Origin of the sequence: Nocardioides sp. GXQ0305, from assembly GCF_050880345.1 — a bacterium.
Taxonomy (GTDB): Bacteria; Actinomycetota; Actinomycetes; order Propionibacteriales; family Nocardioidaceae; genus Nocardioides.
Genome location: NZ_JBNYXG010000008.1, coordinates 1 through 19,557, shown reverse-complemented (window position 1 = coordinate 19,557; position 19,557 = coordinate 1). Strand labels below are relative to the sequence as shown.

General features: G+C 72.0%; 9 protein-coding genes. 4 read left to right on the top strand and 5 right to left on the bottom strand.

Annotated elements, in window-relative coordinates; all coding sequences use genetic code 11:
* Positions 1–11: 11 nt before the first annotated feature.
* Entirely contained in the window at positions 12–1,793 is a 1,782-nt protein-coding gene (locus ACQ1X7_RS17900; protein ID WP_432479593.1) for a 3-hydroxyacyl-CoA dehydrogenase family protein, read from the bottom strand.
* Between the two features lie 89 nt (positions 1,794–1,882).
* Positions 1,883–12,835: a putative Ig domain-containing protein gene (locus tag ACQ1X7_RS17895; protein ID WP_432479592.1), complete on the bottom strand. Its 10,953-nt coding sequence runs from the start codon at positions 12,833–12,835 to the stop codon at positions 1,883–1,885.
* A gap of 174 nt (positions 12,836–13,009) precedes the next feature.
* Here ACQ1X7_RS17895 and nucS point away from each other — a divergent pair, with 174 nt between their 5' ends.
* Positions 13,010–13,696 carry an endonuclease NucS gene (gene nucS / locus ACQ1X7_RS17890; protein ID WP_432479591.1) on the top strand — a complete coding sequence of 229 codons (687 nt, stop codon included), beginning with the start codon at positions 13,010–13,012 and terminating at the stop codon, positions 13,694–13,696.
* Complete coding sequence (locus ACQ1X7_RS17885) at positions 13,697–14,038, top strand: DUF952 domain-containing protein (protein WP_432479590.1); 342 nt, start codon at positions 13,697–13,699, stop codon at positions 14,036–14,038.
* On the opposite strand, the gene ACQ1X7_RS17880 is transcribed toward ACQ1X7_RS17885, so the two are convergent.
* The 3 genes from ACQ1X7_RS17880 to ACQ1X7_RS17870 all read right to left on the bottom strand — a co-directional run bounded on the left by ACQ1X7_RS17880 (position 13,998) and on the right by ACQ1X7_RS17870 (position 17,351).
* On the bottom strand, positions 13,998–15,077 hold the full coding sequence (locus ACQ1X7_RS17880) for a sensor histidine kinase (RefSeq protein WP_432479589.1): 1,080 nt from the start codon (positions 15,075–15,077) through the stop codon (positions 13,998–14,000). The two genes, ACQ1X7_RS17885 and ACQ1X7_RS17880, sit on opposite strands and share 41 nt — an antisense overlap.
* 74 nt (positions 15,078–15,151) lie before the next feature.
* On the bottom strand, positions 15,152–16,066 hold the full coding sequence (locus ACQ1X7_RS17875; RefSeq protein WP_432479588.1) for an FAD-dependent oxidoreductase: 915 nt from the start codon (positions 16,064–16,066) through the stop codon (positions 15,152–15,154).
* A gap of 31 nt (positions 16,067–16,097) precedes the next feature.
* Positions 16,098–17,351 carry an HNH endonuclease gene (locus ACQ1X7_RS17870; RefSeq protein WP_432479587.1) on the bottom strand — a complete coding sequence of 418 codons (1,254 nt, stop codon included), beginning with the start codon at positions 17,349–17,351 and terminating at the stop codon, positions 16,098–16,100.
* Positions 17,352–17,597: 246 nt separating this feature from the next.
* Here ACQ1X7_RS17870 and ACQ1X7_RS17865 point away from each other — a divergent pair, with 246 nt between their 5' ends.
* Complete coding sequence (locus ACQ1X7_RS17865) at positions 17,598–17,765, top strand: hypothetical protein (RefSeq protein WP_432479586.1); 168 nt, start codon at positions 17,598–17,600, stop codon at positions 17,763–17,765.
* A 182-nt stretch (positions 17,766–17,947) separates the two neighbouring features.
* Complete coding sequence (locus ACQ1X7_RS17860) at positions 17,948–19,462, top strand: endonuclease/exonuclease/phosphatase family protein (protein WP_432479585.1); 1,515 nt, start codon at positions 17,948–17,950, stop codon at positions 19,460–19,462.
* Positions 19,463–19,557 lie beyond the last annotated feature (95 nt).

Here is a 19,557-nt window from a genome sequence, read left to right as displayed (position 1 = left end):
GACCGGGGGGCTCAGGCCGCTCCGTAGTCGCGGAACCCACGACCGGTCTTGCGGCCGAGGTAGCCGGCCGTGACCAGGTGCTCCAGGAGCGGGGCCGGGTGGAACCCGGGCTCGCGGAACTCCAGGTAGAGCTCGCGCTGGATCGCCAGCGACACGTCGTTGCCGACCACGTCGAGCAGCTCGAAGGGCCCCATGGGCAAGGCACATCCCTGCTTCATCGCCGTGTCGATGTCGTCGGCGGTCGCGTAGTGGGCCTCCAGCATCTTCACCGCGTCGTTGAGGTACGGGAACAGCAGGGCGTTGACGATGAACCCGGCCCGGTCGCCGCACGAGACCGCGACCTTGCCGACGTCGGCGCACAGGGCGTGCGCGGTCTCGGCGACCTCGTCGGCCGTCGCCACGGTCGAGACCACCTCGACCAGCTTCATGACCGCGGCAGGGTTGAAGAAGTGCATGCCGACGACGTCCTGGGGCCGGGAGGTGGCGCGGGCGAGCGAGATGATCGGCAGGCTCGACGTGGTGGTGGCCAGGATCGCGCCCGGACTGCAGATCTCGTCGAGGTTCTCGAAGAGCGCGGTCTTGACGGCCAGGTCCTCGGCGATCGCCTCCACGACCAGGTCGACGTCGGCGAGGTCGTCGAGCGACGTGGTGCCCGTGAGCCGACCCAGCGCGGCGGACTTGTCGTCCTCGGTGGCGCGCCCGCGCTGCACCTGCTTGTCGAGGCTCCGGGTGATCCCGGCGACCACGCCGTCGACCTTGGCGGGGCTGCGACCCACGAAGCACACGTCGTACCCGCCCTTGGCGAAGACCTCGGCGATGCCGGTGGCCATGGTGCCCGTGCCCACGACGCCCACCCGACGGACCTCGCGGTGGAGCCGGGGAGCGTCCGCCTCCGACGGCGTGTGGCTGTCGGGGACCACGACCGGGCTGTCGGGGGCCTCGTAGGTGTAGAAGCCGCGGCCCGACTTGCGGCCGAGCAGCCCGGCGGTGACGTACTGCTTGAGGATCGGGGCCGGCGCGTGCAGCCGGTCGCGGCCCTGCTTGTACATCGTGTCCAGGATCTCGTACGCCGTGTCGAGCCCGATCAGGTCGAGCAGCGCCAACGGGCCCATCGGGTAGCCGCAACCGAACCGCATCGCTGCGTCGATGTCCTCGCGGGAGGCGTAGCGGTGCTCGTACATCGAGACCGCGTGGTTGAGGTAGCCGAAGAGCAGCGTGTTGGCGATGAAGCCGGCCTTGTCACCGCACACGACCGGGTTCTTGCCCAGGGTGTGCAGCAGGTCCTGGACGTCGGCGAGCACGGCCGGCTCGGTCACCACGGTCCGGATGATCTCGACCAGGTTCTGCACCGGTGCGGGGTTGAAGAAGTGGACGCCGATCACCCGGCCCGGGCGGGAGTTCGCGGTCGAGATCTCGGTGACGCTCAGCGAGGAGGTGTTGGTGGCGAGCACCGTGTCGGGCGCCACCACCTCGTCGAGGGCGGCGAAGATCGACTTCTTGGTGTCCAGCGACTCGACCACCGCCTCGACCACCAGGTCGGCCTCGGCGAGGTCCTTGAGCTCGGTGGTGAGGCTGATCCGTCCGAGCAGCTCGGCCTGCTCGGCCTCCGACATCTTGCCGCGCTTCACCGCGCGTCCGGTCGAGTGCTCGAGGTGCTGGCGCCCCCGCTCGACGCCCTCGTCGTTCTGCTCGACGCCGACGACCGTGAAGCCCCGGCGCGCGAACACCTCCGCGATGCCGGCCCCCATGGTGCCGAGGCCGATGACGCCGATGCTGCTGAACTCACGTGCCATGGCGGGCATCCTGCCACGCGCCGGCGCGTCCCCGGATGTGGGACCGGTCACCTCCCGGTTTCCCCCGAGGACCGCGCCGGCACCTCTCGCTACGCCGCCGCCGGGACCACCTCGATGGCGGAGATCTTGGCCTGGTCGACCACGCTGGTCAGGTCGATGTCGACCTTGCCGTCGGTGACGTCCACCGAGTAGCTCTTGACGGTGGCCGCGGCCGCCCCGACGTCGGCGAAGATGTCGTAGTTGTCGATGCGGAGGGTGCCTTCCACGGCGACGTCGAAGACCCGTCGGCCCACGCCGCCGGTCCCGCCGCCCGGAGCGCCGTGGTAGATCTCGGCGAAGTGGAGCCGCACCGTGTACCGGCCGTTCTCGACCGGGACGTCGTAGGCCAGGCTGCCGGTCGACGTGGAGTACTCGGTCTGGTACAGCACGTCGTCGGTGGTCCCGGCGATGGCGACGTTGTTGGTGTAGGTCTTGCCACCCGTCCCGTACTGCTGGGCGCCCCACGCCGTGCCGCCGGTCGTGACCGCCGGGCCTCCCGCGTTGATCCGTACGGCGGCCTGGGGCCGCGGAGGCGTCGTGACCTCGCTGGTGTCCGAGGGTGCACCCCGGTTGCCCGAGGTGTCGACGGCGACGACCCGGTAGGACACCTGGGTGTTGCCGGGCGCCCCGCGGTCGACCAGGGACGTCCCGGCCACCGGCGTCGTGTTGACCGCCGTCCAGCCGGAGGCGCCGGCCGCCTGCCGCTCCACGACGTAGCCGCCGAGGTCTCCGAGGGCCACGCCGTTCCAGCCCACCCGCACGTCCGAGCCCTGCACCTGGGTGGAGACCCCCGTCGGCGACACGGTCGGCGCGGTCGTGTCCTGCGACGCGACCGGGGCGATGTTGGTGACCAGGTAGACGTTGTCCTGGTAGTCGCAGTTGGCGCTTCCACCACCACAGCCGTTCTGGACGAAGTCCTGGCCGACCAGGTAGGCGCCGGGGACGACGGTCCCCCCGACCTCCACCGGCCAGGCCCGGATCCCGAGGTTGGCCGGGTCGGTCTGCGTGGGCGTCTTGTTGCTGGTGTAGCCCGCGATGGTCAGGGCGAAGTTGCCGGCCGGGGTGGCCGTGCCCTGGCGGAACGGCGCGGCCGCGGTGGCGTTCCCGCTCTGCGCGGCCCGGGGGTAGAAGGACTGCCCCCACGCGCCGTCGTGGGCTCCGGACACCGGGCTGCCCATCGAGTCCTCCGCCGTGCAGCACCCGTGCAGGGCCGTCAGCTGGCGAGCGGTGACGGGCTGGGACGGGTCGAGGCGCTTCCACAGCAGCGACCTGACCTCGTCGCCCTGCAGCGGGCCGGCGTACTCGTCCTCGAGCGGCTCACCGATGGCCGTCGTGTACCCGAAGGTCCGTGCGACCTGGGTCATGGTCGGCTCGGTGCCACCCTCGGGCTGCGGCTGCCAGAAGCCGCGCAGCTGGACCGGCAGGGCGGGCGCGTTGGCGGCGTTGCTCTCGATGGTGAGCGTGGCCCCGTAGATGCCGCGGGAGCCCGAGCCACCGAAGTCCACCTCGAGGTCATGGAACTGGCCCGGCTCGATCCGGAGCGGGAGCTGCACGCCCGGCAGGGTGAAGTTGGTGGTGCTGGCCCGCACGCCCTGGGTCGGGTCGACGGGCGCACCCAGCTCGAGGTCCGAGACCACGAGGTCCTCGGCGGGGTCGGAGTTGGTGATCCTCAGGGTCGCGACGTCGTGGGTCACGGCCAGGGGATGGGTGCCGCCGGTGTCGACGTTCGCGAGGTGGTGCATCACCAGGAAGTCGTCGGCCATGCCCGGGACCGGCTGGCCGCCGACCCGCTGCGCGTCCTGGTTGGCGATCGCGATCCGGGAGACCGCGCCCTCGACGACCTCGAACGACGTCTCCTCGGTCGTCTCGTTGCCGGCGGCGTCCGTGGCCGTGACCTCGACGGAGTGGCTCCCGAGCTCGTCGACCACGAGCGAGTCGCCCTGCGGGCGCTCGATCTCCTCACCGTCCAGGCTCCAGTCGACGAACTCGATGCCCGAGCCGCCCGCGTCGGCGACCTCGGCGGTGACCGTCGCCTGGTTGAGGAACCCGTCGGGCCCGGTGACGCCGGTGACGTCGAGGGCCACCGTCGGCGCGATCGCGTCGACGCCCGAGCCCGAGGCGATGGTGAGCCACTGGAGCTTGGTGTTGGTGCCGGTCGACGCGACGGTCAGCCGCCCGTCGGTGACCTCCACGGTCGCCGAGGCGACGTCGTAGTCGCCCGGTGCGGACGGGACGAAGCCGGTCACCAGCGGGATCCCCTCGGCCGAGAGGCCGTGGGTGGAGTCGGCGTAGTCGGGGTCACCCACCGACGCGGTCACGGTGTAGGTGCCGTTGGGCAGTGCGTGCTCCCACTCACCGTCCACCACCGTGGTGACCTCGCTGTCGTCGACGAGGACGAGGGTGCTGTCGAGCGGGTCGCCCGTGGTCCGCTGACGGGTGTCGGCCGTCTTGGCGGCGCCGCCCTCGGTGCGGACCCAGCCGTAGCCGCGTCCCTCGGAGAACAGGGCGCCGGTGTCGGCGGACCACCCGGACGGGGTCGCCGCCGCGGCTGGCTGGAAGTTCACCTGGGCGACGGTGTCACCGCCACCCCCCTCCACCGGGAGCACCTCCACGAAGTCGATCTTGGTGTTGAGGCCGCCGGTCGGGTCGATGGTGAGCCGACCGTCCGTCACCGACACCACCTGCGAGGCCTGCGCGTGGTGCCCGCTGGTGCCCGCGGCTCCGCTCGGAACGTGCGGCTGTGCGAGCACCGGGACGCCCTCGGCCCGGACCTGGTGCTGCTCGGGGTCCTGGTTGGTCGACGGGTCACCCACGCCGACCGTCACCTGGTAGCTCCCGTCCGGCACCTGGAGCTCCCAGGCACCCGTGGTGCAGCTGTTGGCGGTGCAGTTGGGGTTCCCCTGCTGCTGGTACTGCATGTGCATGAGCGTGTCGAAGCGCTGGTCGGGGTTGAGGTCGCGGTCCCGGCCCGTGCCCACCCGGCCCTCTGCGGCGCCGGTCTGGGCGTTGATCCAGCCGTAGGTCAGCCCGGTGCCCTGGTCGGCCCCGCTCCGGGCGCCGTACCCCTGCCCGAAGTCGCGCAGGTAGCCCGAGGGGACCGCAGCCGTCTCGCTCTGGAAGTTGACCTTGATCGCGTCGCCCGGCGGCTGCTCGGGCTCCTCCCCCGCCGGCCGGACGTTGCGGACGACGAACACCACGTCGTTGTAGTCCCAGCCGGAGGTGTGCTCCTCGGTCGCGACGACGTACGCGTTCGGGACGGTCGCGCCGTCCTCGACCAGCCGGTAGACCCGGACGTGGTTGCCGATGGCGCCGGTGAAGGTGTTGAGCGAGTCCTGGCTGTAGACCATCCGGTTGGCGAAGAACGGCCACCGCGACACGAAGCCGAAGCTCTCCTGCCCGGGGTCGAACTGGGTGGCGCCGGACGTGGTCGGCAGCAGCGTCTGGGCGTTCCGGGCGGGGCTGTTGCCGACCGAGAACAGGGCCGAAGGCTCGCCCGGCGCGTCGGCGCCGTACCACGACACCTGGGTGACCGGGTCGTTGTTGCCCGGGCCGAACGCCGCCAGCGGTTCGACCGTCACCGGCCCGTCGGAGGAGCGCTCGAAGGTCTCGACGTCCAGGGCGTCGCCCAGGGTGGGCGAGACCCGCTGGACGCTGTTCGAGTGGACCTCGGGCGTCGCGTCGTTGTCGTCACCGGTGTCGATGCCGAGCTGCAGGGTGTCGAGGACGTACTGCAGGGACGGCTCCAGCGAGCCTCCCTCGCCCTCGGTCCCGAGCCCGCGCAGCGCCACCGGGGCCACGCTGCCCGTGCTGGTGGTGAGGGTCAGCTGTCCCGCGGCCACGCCCTCGGCCGAGGGGTCGAACGACACCGTGACCGAGATCGAACCGCCCGGCGGCACCGTCGCCGGGAGCGACCGGTCGACCGTGCGGGAGTACGCCGCCGCACCCGCACCCCCGAGGGAGGCGCCGGTGACCGTCGCGTCCTGCTGGCCGGTGTTGGTGTAGGTCACCGTCCCGATCCCGCGCGAGCCGGCCGCGACCGGCTGGTTGGCGACCAGGCGCTCGGTGCTCGACTCCAGCGAGGCCGCCTGCTCACCCGACGGCACCCGGAGCAGGTAGAGCTTGGGCGCCCCGCCGGACTGGTCGTAGGAGTTGACGTAGAGGTTGCCGGTGTCGGTGTCCTCGACGATGTCCAGCGGGTCGTCGAACCCGGAGAAGCCGCCGATGGTGCTGCCGGGCTGCCCGCCCAGGACCTCGCCGTCGCTGCCGGGCTGGAGCGTGATGATGTCGTCGAAGTTGGAGAAGCGGACGACCATCAGCCGGCCCTTCAGCTTCCCGCCGAACGCGGACGAGCGGTACTGGATGACGCCGTTCGGCGACTTGTTGAACTCGAAGTCGTAGGCCCACCCGCGGTAGTTGCGGTCCGGCTGCACGGTCGCGGGGTACTGCGACCCGTTGGACCCGGCACCCTCCGGCAGCCCGCCGTTGTTGAGCACCCACTCGCAGCGACTGGGGTTGGGGTGGCCGTAGTAGCCGCCCTGCTCCACGTCGAACAGGAAGTCCCGCTGCGTCGAGTGGTTGGTCACCGCGGGCACCGACGGAGCGGTGTACGGCGTCCCGTCGATCCGGCGGGTCCGGCAGACGTCGGTGACGTCCTGGCCCGGGACCTGGCCGGTCCGGGTCAGCGTGCCGCCGTTCGCCGTGACCCCGGGGCTGTTGCCGCCGCTGGCGGTGCCGTTGGTGGGCACGTAGATCCGACCGTTGTCGGTGTGGACCAGGTCGTAGGCGTTGCGGATGCCGGTGGCATAGATCTTCAGCGGGGCACCGGCCGCGAACGGGTTGTACGGGCCGCCCTTGTCGACGGTCTGCACGTTGATCGGGCCGTTCGCCTGCACCTGCGCCCAGACCTCGTCGGGGTCGAAGGTGAGCAGCGCCGCGCTGAGCAGCGTCTCCCCCCGGTTGCCCCACGCGCCGTCGGGGTCGCCGGCGGCCTGGTTGGAGCCCTGGAGGAAGTACAGGTCGCCCCCGGGACCGTAGGACAGCGAGTTGGAGAGGTGGTCCTTGGCCGACCGCGGCAGGTTGACGAAGACGTCGGTCAGCGTCGGGTTCGCGACGCTGCTGCCGAAGTCGACGCGGGTCAGCTTGGAGCCGAAGGTCGCCGACTCGTTGCCCAGGTTGGCCGTCGCGTTGGTCACCCAGGCCACGTCGGGGTCCTCGCGGTCGAAGACCAGGCCCACCGCGGCGCGCCCGGCGAAGGCGTTGATCGTCTGCTCGGCACCGAGCGTGCCGTCGGCGTTGATCGGGTAACGGAACATCCCCTGCCCGATGGTGGTCGCCCACAGGTAGCCCTCGTGGACCACCAGCGAGGCGAAGTAGCGGCCGTTCTTGCCGGTGTCGACCTTCTCGAAGCTCACCCCGGTGACCGGGCTGAACTCATCACCGCCCCCGCCGCCGGTCGTGGTGCCGGTGGTGAACACCGAGGTGAAGGGCACGAACTCGTTGCCGAGCTCGTCCTCGACCCCGTCGACCACGAAGCGGTAGGTGCTGTTGGCGTCGAGGGCCTCCGCCTGCTGGAAGTTGATGGTGTCGCCGCCGCCGGAGGTGTTCGCGTTGCCCGGGACGGCCACCGCGGCTCCGCCCGGCAGCACCTTGAAGAGCCGGACCGTGTCGGTGGTGACGGTGGACTCGTCGACCGGACCGGGGTCGGCCGTCGTGCCCACGAGGTGCAGGTCGGTGGCGATGCCCTCGTCGCGCAGCGCACCGGTGGAGCGGTTGCCCGGCCGGACGTCGACGATGAAGGGCCAGGGGTCGGCCTCGTCGGTGCTCGCCGAACGGACGCGCACCCAGGCGATCTTGGTGTTGGTGCCGCCCTGCGCGGACACCGTCAGCTCGCCGTCCACGACGCCGACGCGGGCCGTGGCGGTGCGGTACTCCTCGCCGGCGGTCGCCTGGAACTGCTCGACCAGCGCCTGGTTCTCGAGGTTGATCGCGTGCTGGGAGTCGTACGCCGTCGCTCCCTGCTGGTCGCCGACCGCCACGGTCACCTCGTAGGTGCCGTCCTCGACCGCGAGCTGCCAGTCGCCGTCCTCGCAGACGTTGCTGCTGGAGGGCGTGCAGTTGCCATTGGGGACGTCGCCGTACTGCATGTGCAGCACCGTGTCGAGCTCCTGGGCGATCCCGGCCCGGTCGCGGTCGCGACCGTTGCCGACCAGCGAGAGCGTCTCCTCGCTGCTCGCCCGGACCCAGCCGTAGCGCAGCGACCCGTCACCCTGGTCGGCCCCGGTCCGCTCGCCGTACGCCTGGCCGAAGTCACGCAGGAATCCGGAGGGCACGGGTGCCGCCTCGGACTGGAAGTTGACGCGCAGGTCGACGGGCTCGAACGGCTCCCCCGGCTCCTCGGAGCCGCCGGTGGTGTCCGCGGCGAAGGACGCGAAGCGGACGTCAACCTGGTCGGCCGCGGCGGCGTTGCGCTTGGTGGCGTACAGCCCACCGAAGACCACCGGGTCACCGCCACCGGCGGGCAGCGCGGCACCGTCCACGAACGCGTCGGGCAGCGGCAGCTCCGGGCTGGCGGGGTTGGCGCTGTCGGTGAGCTGGGTCAGCTGACCCGCCCCGACCCGGTAGGAGCCGCTCACGACGGGGGTGTCCCCCGAGGCGTCGATGTCCAGCACCAGCTCGACGTCCTGGCCCGACGGGAACGGCGCCGAGTTGAGCTCGTACGTCGTCGCCGGAGTGGCGGTCGCGCCGACCTCCTTCACCAGCTGCACCTTGTTGGTCGTGCTGGTCACCCGCACGACGGCGAGCTTGACGAAGTTGTCCTCGTCGAGGCCCCACCAGAGCCCGCCCTGCTGGCTCTGCGACGTGGCCGCGCCACTGCTGCTCGGGAACGACGGAGCCACGACGGTCGTGCGCAGCTCGTGCCCCTCGGCCCCTCCCTCGAGACCGACGCCCATCGTGTTGAGCTGGGAGTTGGTGCCGACGCTGCCAGCGGGGTTGCGGAAGGCGATGCCCTTGGTGGCGTTGATGACGAGGTCACCGCCGGCCACGCCCACCTGGCCCGGCTCGAAGCCCGGGACCTCCGGGTGCGTCGGGCTCGCCGGCGCGGGTGCCTGGTCCACGGCGGACCGGGCCGAGGGCTCGTCGACCATCGTGAACCCGGTGTCGTCGAGACCACCCTCGGTCCCGTCGAAGGTCAGCGCGTACGGCGTGCTCACCGGGACGGTGCTGCAGCCGTCGGTGCTGATCGGGGCGCACGGCGCCTCCGGCTCCCCGGCCGCCTCGACCTCCAGCGTGAAGCTGGTGGACCCGGTGGCCTCGCCGTCGTCGGCGCTGACCGTGACGTCGTAGGTCCCGGCGGTACCGGCCGCGGGCGTGCCCTCGATCGCGCCGGACCCGTCCCCCTCGTCGGTGAAGGTCAGGCCCTCCACGTCGAGGTCGGACTCGAGGGTCAGCTCGTCTTCGTCGGCGTCGGTGGCGCTCAGCTCGACCGGGCCGAACGCCTCCTCCTCGACGGCCGACTGGTCGTCGACCGGCGCGACCACGGGCGCGCGGTTGGGCACCTGGTGGGCGTCGACCGCGAAGTCACCGAAGGCGACCTGCTGCTGCTGGCTCGGCTGCGCGTTCCGCTTGGTGGCGAACAGCCCGGCGAAGGACTGCTGCTCCTCGCTCCCGACGGCCGTGCCGTCGAACCACTCCTGCGGGACCGCGAGCGAGGTCCGCGTGGGTGTCGCCACGTCGGCGAGCAGCGTGCGCTGGCCCGAGCCGACCCGGTAGTACACCTGGACCGTGCCGCCGGTGGCTCCCGCGCCCGGACCGTCGACGACCTCGAGGTCGAGGGTGACGTCGGTGCCGGACGGGAACGGGGCGCTGTTGATCTCGTACGTCGTGCCCGGGGTGGCCACACCGCCGATCTCGGTGAGCAGCTGGACCTTGTTGGTGGTCCCGCTGACCCGGCTGACGACGGCCTTCGCGTAGTCGTCCTCGCCGAGCCCGAACCAGAGGCCACCCTGCTGCGCACCGTTGTCCGGACCCGGGAAGGTCGGGGCGACCACGGTCGTCGACAGGTCGTAGCCGGCCTCCGAGCCGGCGACGCCGACCCCGAGCGCGTTCAGCTGCGCGTTGGGCATGGTCGCCGCCGGGGTCTGACCCGGCGCGCGGTACTGGATGCCCTTGGTCGCGGTGACCGTCAGCCGGCCCTGGTCGACGGTCAGCAGGCCCGGCTCGTAGCCCGGCACGTCGTCCACGGACGGCGTCGCGGGCGCGGGCGCCTGCTCGACGCCGCTGCGCAGCGACGGCGGGTCCACCATCGTGAAGCCGGTGTCGGCGAGCCCGCCCTCGGTGCCGTCGAAGTCGAGCGCGAAGGGCAGGGAGACCGGCACCTCCGAGCACTCGAGGGTCGAGAGCGGTGCGCACGGGTCGGCGGCCGCCTCCTCCACGGTCACGTCGAACGTGGCGGTGTCGCTGCCGCCCCGACCGTCGTCGACGGTGACGGTGGCCTCGAACTCGCCGGCCTCGGTCGCCGCCCCACCGAGCGCGACACCGGTCTCGGTGCCCTCGGCGGTCACGCCGGCGGGAAGCCCGCTGGCGCTGAACGTGAGCGGGTCGCCCTCCTCGTCGGTGGCGGGGACCTCGACGTCCACTTCGACGTCGGCGTCCTGCACCAGCGAGACGAGCGCGGGGTCGGGCTGGCCGGCCACCGGCGCGTCGTTGACGTCGGTCACGGTGATCGTGAACTCGTCCTGGTCGCTGCCGCCGTTGCCGTCGCGGACGGTGGCCGTGACGACGTAGGTCCCGCTGACGGTCGGGGTCCCGGTGATCCGGGCCTGGTCGGCATCGAAGACGAGGCCGGCCGGCAGGCTGCTGAGCTCGTAGACCAGCTCGTCGCCGTCGGCATCGGTCGCGGCCAGCTGGACCGGGTCGAGCTCGGAGTCCTCCTCCAGGGTGACGTCGGCGACCGAGGTCAGCACGGGGGCGTCGTTGACCGGGGTCACCTCGAGCACGAACTCCTCGACCGCGGACAGCTCACCGTCGTCGGCGGTCACGACGACCGTGAACTCACCGGACTCGCTGGGCGTGCCGGCGATCGTGCCCGGTCCGGGAGCGTAGGTGACGCCCACCGGAAGCCCGGTCACGGACACCGTCACGTCGTCGTCCTCCGGGTCGCTGGTGACGACCTCGATCGCCGTCAGGTCAGCGTCCTCGGCGGTGGTCACGTCGTCGAGGGGCGCGACGGACGGCGCCTCGTTGACGTCGGTGACCTCGACCGTCGCGGTCGCGGTGTCGCTGAGCGTGGTGGAGGACGCCTCGACCTCGAGCTCGTAGGTGTCGGTCTGCTCGTGGTCGAGGGCGGCGGCGACGGTGATCTCGCCGGTCGCCGCGTCGATGGCGAAGGCGCCGCCGGCGTTGCCACCGGTGATCGCCCACGAGACGCTGTCGCCGTCGGCGTCGGTCGCGCTCATGGAGCCGACCACCGTGCCGGTCACCGCGTCCTCGTCGACCTCGAAGGTCTCGTCGTCGGCGACCGGCGGGTTGTCGACGTCCGCGACGGTCACGGTGAGCACGGCGTTGGCCGTCAGGTCGCCGTCGGTGACCGTGACGGGGACGGTGAACGGGCCACCGCCGTCGGCGAGCACGCTCGCGTCGCGTACCCTCACCTCGCCGTCGGGAGCCACCGAGAAGCTTCCGGTGCCGCCGGCGAAGGTCAGGTCGTCGCCCTCCTCGTCGGTGGCGACCAGGGTTCCGACCACGGTGTCGTCCTGGGCACCCTCGGCGACCGACATGTCCTGGTTGGCGATGACCGGCGCGTCGTTGACCGGGGTCACGTCGAGCTCGAAGTTCTCGCCACCCAGCAGGGCGCCGTCGCTGGCGGAGACCGTCACCGAGTAGGTCCCGGGCAGCGACGGGCGACCCTGGATCGCGCCGGTGTTGTCGTTGTAGGACACTCCGGCGGGCAGGCCGGTCACGGTGACCGTGACGTCGGCACCCTCCGGGTCGGTGGCCTCGACGTCGATCACCGGGACGATCTGGGCGTCCTCCGGCACGGTGCGGTCGGGCAGCGCGGTGACGACGGGAGGCTCGTCGACGTCGGTCACCAGCACGACCAGGTCGGCCGTCGCGTCGGCGGTGCCGTCGGAGACGACGGCCTGCAGGTCGTAGCGGTCCCGGTCCTCGTGGTCGAGGTCGGCCGCAGCCGTCACGACACCCGTCTCGGAGTCGACGGTGAAGTCGGCGGAGCCGACACCGGACAGGCTCCAGGTGAGGTCGTCACCGTCGGAGTCGTCGGCCTCGAGGGTGCCGACCTCGGTGCCGGCCGGGCCCTCCTCCACGGAGAGCTCCTGGTCGGCCACGGTCGGTACGGAGTTGTCGGTCGACTCCACGACGGTGATCTCGAGCGTGCGCTCGGGAGAGGTCTTGCGGCCGTCTTGCACGCGGAAGGTCGGGGTGAACTCGCGGTTCACGGCGTCCTCGGGCGCGGTGCCGCTCAGCTGGCCGGTCACCCGGTCGAGGGAGAGCCAGGCCGGCATCCCGTTGCCGTCGTAGCGGAGCGCCCGGGGCCCGTCGGCGTCCCGGCCCGGCAGCCGGTAGCTGACGTCGTCACCGACCTCCACCTGCTGGGCGGGCAGCTCGTCCAGAGTGGGCCGCTGGTTGGCGCGCACCCGGATCCTGAAGACCTCGGTGTCGCGCTTGCGACCGTCGGAGACGCGCAGGGCGACCCGGAACGTGCGCCCCATGGCACTCACCGGGACCGTGCCACGCAGCACCCCCGTACGGCGGTTCACCCGGAGCCAGCTCGGCCGGCTGGTCGTCGCGAACCGGAGTCGGCCGTCCGGGCCGTCGTCGCGGACACGTGGCGTGATGCGGACGGTGTCGTTGGCCGACACGGTCCGGTCGGCGATGGCCCGGATCACGGGCCGGTCGTTGGCCGCCTGGACCGGCGGCGTCGCCGAGACGACGAGACCGAGACCGATGAGCACGGAGATGAGCAGTCGCGAGATGCGCGGATTCACGTTGAGTCCCCCACGAAACGTGATGAGTCCGGCCCCCACGACCGGACGGCCGAAGTCGAACACGCGATCGGCCGGTTTAGTAGACGTTGGCAACCTTTGTTGACGTCTGGTTACCGTTCTGTGGATGAGTCCCCCGGAGCGCGGGGGGTCGCCCGAGGAGGTAGGTTCCACTCCGTGAGACTCGTCGTGGCCCGCTGCCAGGTCGACTACGCCGGCAGGCTGACCGCGCACCTCCCGATGGCGACCCGGGTGCTGATGGTGAAGGCCGACGGCTCGGTCCTCGTCCACTCCGACGGCGGGTCCTACAAGCCGCTCAACTGGATGTCCCCGCCCTGCACGGTGCGCGAGGGCGTGACCGACGAGGGCGCCGTCGAGTGGACCGTCACCGGCGCCAAGTCCGACGACACGCTGCGGATCCTGATCGACGAGGTGCTCCACGACTCCAGCCACGACCTCGGCGTCGACCCGGGGCTGCAGAAGGACGGCGTCGAGAAGCACCTCCAGGAGCTGCTCGCCGAGCACCCGGCGACGCTGGCCGACGGCCTGACGCTCGTCCGCCGCGAGTTCCCCACCGCGATCGGACCGGTGGACCTGATGTGCCGGGACGCGACGGGGGTGAGCGTGGCCGTCGAGATCAAGCGGCGCGGCGAGATCGACGGCGTCGAGCAGCTCACCCGCTACCTCGACCTGCTCAACCGCGACCCCGCCCTGACCCGGAGGGGCGCCGTACGCGGCATCTTCGCCGCCCAGGAGATCAAGCCGCAGGCGCGGGTGCTGGCCAGCGACCGCGGCATCGCGTGCGCCGTCGTCGACTACGACGCGCTCCGCGGCCTCGACGACCCCTCGACCCGGTTGTTCTGAGTGAGCCGGATCTTCCACGTCGCCACGGCCGCCGACTGGGAGGCGGCCCGTTCGTCCGGCAGCTACACCACCTCGACGTACGGCGTGACCCTCGAGGAGGAGGGGTTCCTGCACGCGAGCCACGCGCACCAGTGGGAGGACGTGCTGGCCCGCTACCACGCCGACTGCGCCGAGCCCCTGGTGCTGCTGGAGATCGAGACCGACCTGCTCGGCGTCGACGTCGTGGAGGAGGCGGTGTCGGGGACCGGGGAGGCCTACCCGCACGTGTACGGCGCGCTCGACCCGGCGGCCGTCGTCGGCGTCAGGCCGGTGACCGCTCCGTCGCGGCGAGCGGGATCCTGACCAGCACCCGGGTGCCGTGACCGTGCTGGCTCTGCACGTCGATCTCGCCCCCGTGAGCCTCCACGATGCCCTTGACGATGGGGAGCCCGAGGCCTGCCCCGGGCAGGTGGGCCGCCACCGCGTGGGTGCCACGGAACAGTCCCTCGAAGAGCAGCGGCAGCTCTTCCGCGGAGACCCCGACCCCCTGGTCCTCGACGACGAGCGCGCCGTGCTGGCTCTCGCTGTCGAGGGCGACGGTCACCAGCCCGCCGGCTGGCGTGAACTTGAGGGCGTTGCCGACCAGGTTGCAGACGGCCTGCTGGAGCCGGTGGGCGTCGCCCTGCACCCACACCTCCCCCGGTGAGGAGCAGCGGAGCTCGACGTCGGCCTCCGCCGCGGTCGCCTGGTGGGCCGCGACCACCGCGTCGGCGATCGCCGCCAGGTCGGTCGGGGCGGGCTGCACGGTGAGCGTGGAGGCGCCGATCGAGGCCAGCGTGAGCAGGTCCTCGACGAGGCGCAGCTCGCGCTCGGCGTTGCGTTCGATGACGCGGATCAGCCGGGCCGCCCGCTCGGGGAGGAACACGTCGTCCATCTCCGCCAGCAGCTCGGTCGAGCCGATGATCGAGGTGAGCGGGGTCCGGAGCTCGTGGGAGACGGCGGCGAACAGCTCGTCCCGCATCCGGGTCGACGCCTCGCGCAGCGAACGCTGCTCGCAGTCGTCGCGGATCGACACGGTCACCATCTCGTCGGAACCGACCGCGACCCTCGCCAGCCAGACCTCGACGGGGTGCTCGCCCGCCTCGTCGACGACCGCGCTCAGCTCCAGCCGCTCGTCGGGCCTGGACTCGGCCAGCGCCTGCCGCACCGCCACGTCGAGCCCCGGCACCAGGGGGCCGACGCTGCGGCCCACGAGCTCGCGAAGCGCGATGCCGAAGAAGGTCTGGGCACGCGCGTTGGCGTACCTCACGACTCCGGCGTCGTCGACCACCACGAGGGCGTCGGGGACGGCGTCCACGATCCCCGGACAGGTCTCCGGCGTGGGGTCGGACAGGATGGGCACCGGTGAAGCGTAGGAAGCCGCAGGCCCGGCGCACGACCGATCCCGGCGATCGTTCCCATCACGTGCACACGGTGTTACCCACTCGTGGACGCTGCGGCCATCGACGTCACATCGGCGGCCAGTCCCCAGCTCAGGGTGATCCCCGCGCCGCCCGTCCCGTAGCAGTGGACGACCCGGTCCACGCGCTCCAGCCGGACCTCTGGTCGCACCGGCCGCAGCCCCACCCGCGCGTGCAGGACCGGCGCACCGGCGAGGTCCGGCACCAGGGCGGTCGCCCGCGCCAGGATGCCTTCGGTCGCACGGGGTGACGGGGTCCGGCTCCACTCCCCCACCTCGTCGGTCCCGCCGACCACGATGTCCCGCGACCGAGGCACGACGTACGTCGGCGCGGCGGTGTCCAGCCACCACCGGTCCAGGCCCACCTGCCCGACGACCACCACCTGGCCGCGGACCGGCACCACCGTCGGGTCGTCGGCCAGCCGTCGGGAGCCGAGGCCCGCGCAGTTCACGACCAGGTCGCCGCCGGGCGGGAGGGCGGCCAGCGCCATCCGGGTGACCGACCCGCCCAGGTCGACGACCCGGGTGGCCAGCCACGCGAGGTAGACCGGCATCTCGACGACAGGCGCCGCGAGGCTCCAGCCGTCGACGTACGGCGCCGGCAGGTCCGTCTCGCGGCGCAGGTCCGGGACCGCCGCGCCCCACCACGGGTCGGACTGGGCCTCGCGGAACACCTCGGTCCCGTGGCGCAGCACGACGCCGGTCTCGGGGGCGGCCGCCAGGTCGCGGAGCACGTCGTAGCTGGTGGCGGACCAGGCGGTGACCCGGTCCTGCGGGAGGGCCCGGTAGGGGTACCAGAGCGCGGCCGCGACGCTGGAGGTCGTCTCGAGAGGCAGGTCCCGGGCGAGGACGGCGACGTCGTGCCCCGCCTCCAGCAGCCGCACCGCGCACGAGAGGCCCACCACCCCGGCACCCACCACGATCACCCGCACGCCGCGATTCTGCCGGACGGCGCGCCGTACCTCATCCGGCGAGGGCGACCTCGCGGAAGGTCAGCTCGGCCCGACTGGTCGTCGTGCGGAATCCGGGTGGGGCGGGCGCGCGGGACCGGTAGGTGTGGCCGGAGGGGGTGGTGGTCTCGATGGTGTGACCGGGGCCGGGGCGCGGTCGGGCGATCCAGCCGGTCGTCCGTTTGGCCTGGTTGCAGGCCTCGCAGAGCGCTTGGCCGTTGCCGAGGGAGGTCGCACCGTGGTCCACGCGGGGCAGGAGGTGGTCGGTGTGACGCACCGGGGCGTCGCACCAGGGGGTCCGGCAGGACTGGTCGCGGAACCGGATCAGCCTCTTGAGCCCGGCCGGGAAGATCCGTGACCGGGAGTCCATCGCGACCAGCTCACCGCCCTCGGGGTCGGCGAACATCCGTCGCAGCCACACCCGGTCACCGTGGGCGAGCTCCCGGGCCAGGTCGGCATCGGCCACTCCGTAGCCGTCGACCCAGGCGGGGTCGTCGGCGGTGCCGAACAGGGTCCGGTCGGTCATCACGACGTTGATGGTCGCGGCCGGACCCTGCCGCTCGGCGGGTCCGGAGGCACCCCTGACCGCGGTCACAAGGGTGTCGGCCATCACCTGGCCCCTCGTCCGTGGGTCGCCGGCCACCCTCGCGCTGTCGGCCGCCCGGACCAGCGTCGCGTAGGCCGCCACCCCCTCTGAGACGGGCAGCAGGCCGGTCAGGTAGACCATGCAGTCCGGCGCCGGCCGGATCGTCACGCACCGCTCGGACTCGGCCTTGCGGCGGCGCGCCACCGCAGCGGCCGGATCGAGGGCTGCTGCGCGGGACCGGCAGAACCCGACCACCTCCCGGTCTCCCATCGCCTCCAGCCGACCCGGGTCGGCCGCGAGCTCGGCGTCGATCCGCTGCCGATCGGCCAGGCTCAGGCAGCCGGTCTCCCGCGCCACCAGGGTCACCCGCCACTCGCTCACCCGCCCGGCTCGCCACGCCGCCCAGATGTGTGGAAGCTCCCGCGACGCCACCCGCGCGAGGCCGAGGTGCTGACGGCCGCGGTGGTGGGACTCGCGGCGGGCCAGCGCGAGCTCCAGCGCCGTGCCCCGGCTCTCGGTCAGCTCGACCGCGAGCGCCGCCTGCCGGGCCTCGGCCGCACACGTGAGCTGCTCCAGGGCCCGGATCTGCTCCACCCGCTCCGCGTCGTCCGAGCACGCCGGATCTGCAGCCAGCGCGGCCGTCAGCCGCACCAGCACCTCCGTCTCGATTGTGTCGAACATGTGTTCGATTCTACGCCACGCCGCTGACACCGCAACGGGTCGCCGGCCACCTGTGGAGAGCGTCCGAGCGCGCCCCCACCCCGAGGCAGCCCGAGGTCCACCGCGGAAATGGGTGGCAGAACCCATTCTCTGGCCGTGCCAGGGACGGTCGAATGAAGGAGGAAGGCGGACGTGCGTGGCGGTCACCCGGAACCGAGGGCCGCTCGGTGCGGGCCCGGACGACCCGCAGCGAAGGAGGTTCGGCACGTGTTGCTGCAGAAACAGGAGCTCATCGAGTCGCTGGTGAGGCAGGGCGACCTGGAGAAGGCGTGGGAGGTGGAGGACCGCCTTCCAGAGGTGCTCGACACGGAGAAGGATCGCGGCCTCCTGGCCCGGCACGACATCGACGTCGAAGCGCTCGTCGAGCCCCGCTGACCCGGCTGAGGCGGCTGCCGGGCAGATCCGCACGACCACGGCTGGCCCGGCGAGCCCTGGCTCCCGGCCACCGGCAGTTCCTAGGATGAACTCGCCTGGGGACACTCCACGATCGCGGGCAGGCACGAGCCGAGGAGCACCCGTTGTCCTGCTTCCCGCGACGGCGGCGGAGCTCGCTCCGCGTGCTGGGTGCAGCATCGGCGACCACGCTCGCCGTACTGGTGCTCGCCGCGTGCACGAACGCCGACGGCACCGACTCGCCCGACGACCGCGAGCGCACGGCGTTGGCGACAGGCGAGGAGATGGAGCTCAGCGTCCTCACCTACAACATCGAGTACAGCGGGGACCGGTCCACCGACGCGGTGATCGAGGACGTCGACGCCGACGTCGTGGGGGTCCTGGAGTCGTACGACCGTCTCCCCGAGATCGCTGAGAAGACCGGCTACGCCTACTACAACCTCGGCCTCCAGCTGCTGTCGAAGTACCCCATCCACGAGCCCTCGGGCGCCGAGGGCCTGTACGCGCTGATCGAGGTGCAACCGGGCCACGTCGTGGCGATGTTCAACACGCACCTCGACTACGTGAGGTACGGGCCGAGGCTCTACCGGGAGGGGATGCCCCTGGCAGACGTCCTCGCATCCGAGGACGAGGTCCGCACGCGCTCGATCGAGGTGCTGACCCCGAGCATGAAGACCCTGCTCGACGAGGGCTACCCGGTCTTCCTCACCGGGGACCTCGACCAACCCTCGAGCCTGGACTACACCGAGGAGACGGTCGGCATGCGGAAGGGCGTCACGGAGGCGATCCCGTGGCCGGTCAGCGAGACGTTGCTCGACATCGGCCTGCGCGACACCTTCCGCGAGGTCCATCCCGACCCGGTGGAGAACCCCGGGCTCACCCACGGCAACCCCGACTTCACAGAGGGCGGCTTCGGGGACCGGATCGACTTCCTGTACGCCGGCGGACCGTCGGTCACGCAGTCCAGCGAGCTCGTCGGCGAGGTCGGCGGGCCGGACGTCGACCGCGAGTACGAGCCGTGGACGTCCGACCACCGTGCCGTGCTCTCGACGTTCGAGGTGACGCCGGTGGAGCTGCGACAGACGCTGTCGCTCGACCGCAGGCTGCTCACCGAGGGCGAGGAGCTCGGCGTTCTCCACCACGCACCCGGGCGCGAGCAGAGCACCATCTCGATCCTCCCCGAGGGCGGGACACCAGGTGACGTGCTCACCTCGGTGACCGTCACCGGCGAGTCAGGCACCACGTCGTTCGACACCGGGGCCCTCGACCCGGCCGGCTACGACGTCGTCCTGTCGAGCGCGGACGGGACCGAGCTCGAACGCAACTCCTTCTGGGTGCGCTCGGAGGACGAGGACGTGACCCTCTCGACCGACGCGCCGACGTACGCCGTGGGTGAACCGATCGAGGTGACGTGGGACGACGGCCCTGCCAATCGTTGGGACTGGATCGGGGTGTATCGGGCGGACGCGGCCGACCCCGGGAAGGACGAATTCCTGCTGTGGGGCTACACCGGCGGTCACGACGCGGGCGCGCTCCCCCCGACGGTCTTCGGGGCGATGACGATGGGGCCCGATTCCCAGGGGCGTCCCTGGCCGCTGCCCCCCGGCGACTACCGGATCCACTACCTGCTCTCCGATCAGTACACCTCCGCGGGGCACGTCGACCTGTCGGTGGAGTAGATCGCACCTCCTTCGCACGTGGGTGTCGTGTCGGGCGACTGCTGTTCGTAGCGTAGGTAGGGGCGGACATCAGGGTCCGACCGACGACGGGAGCA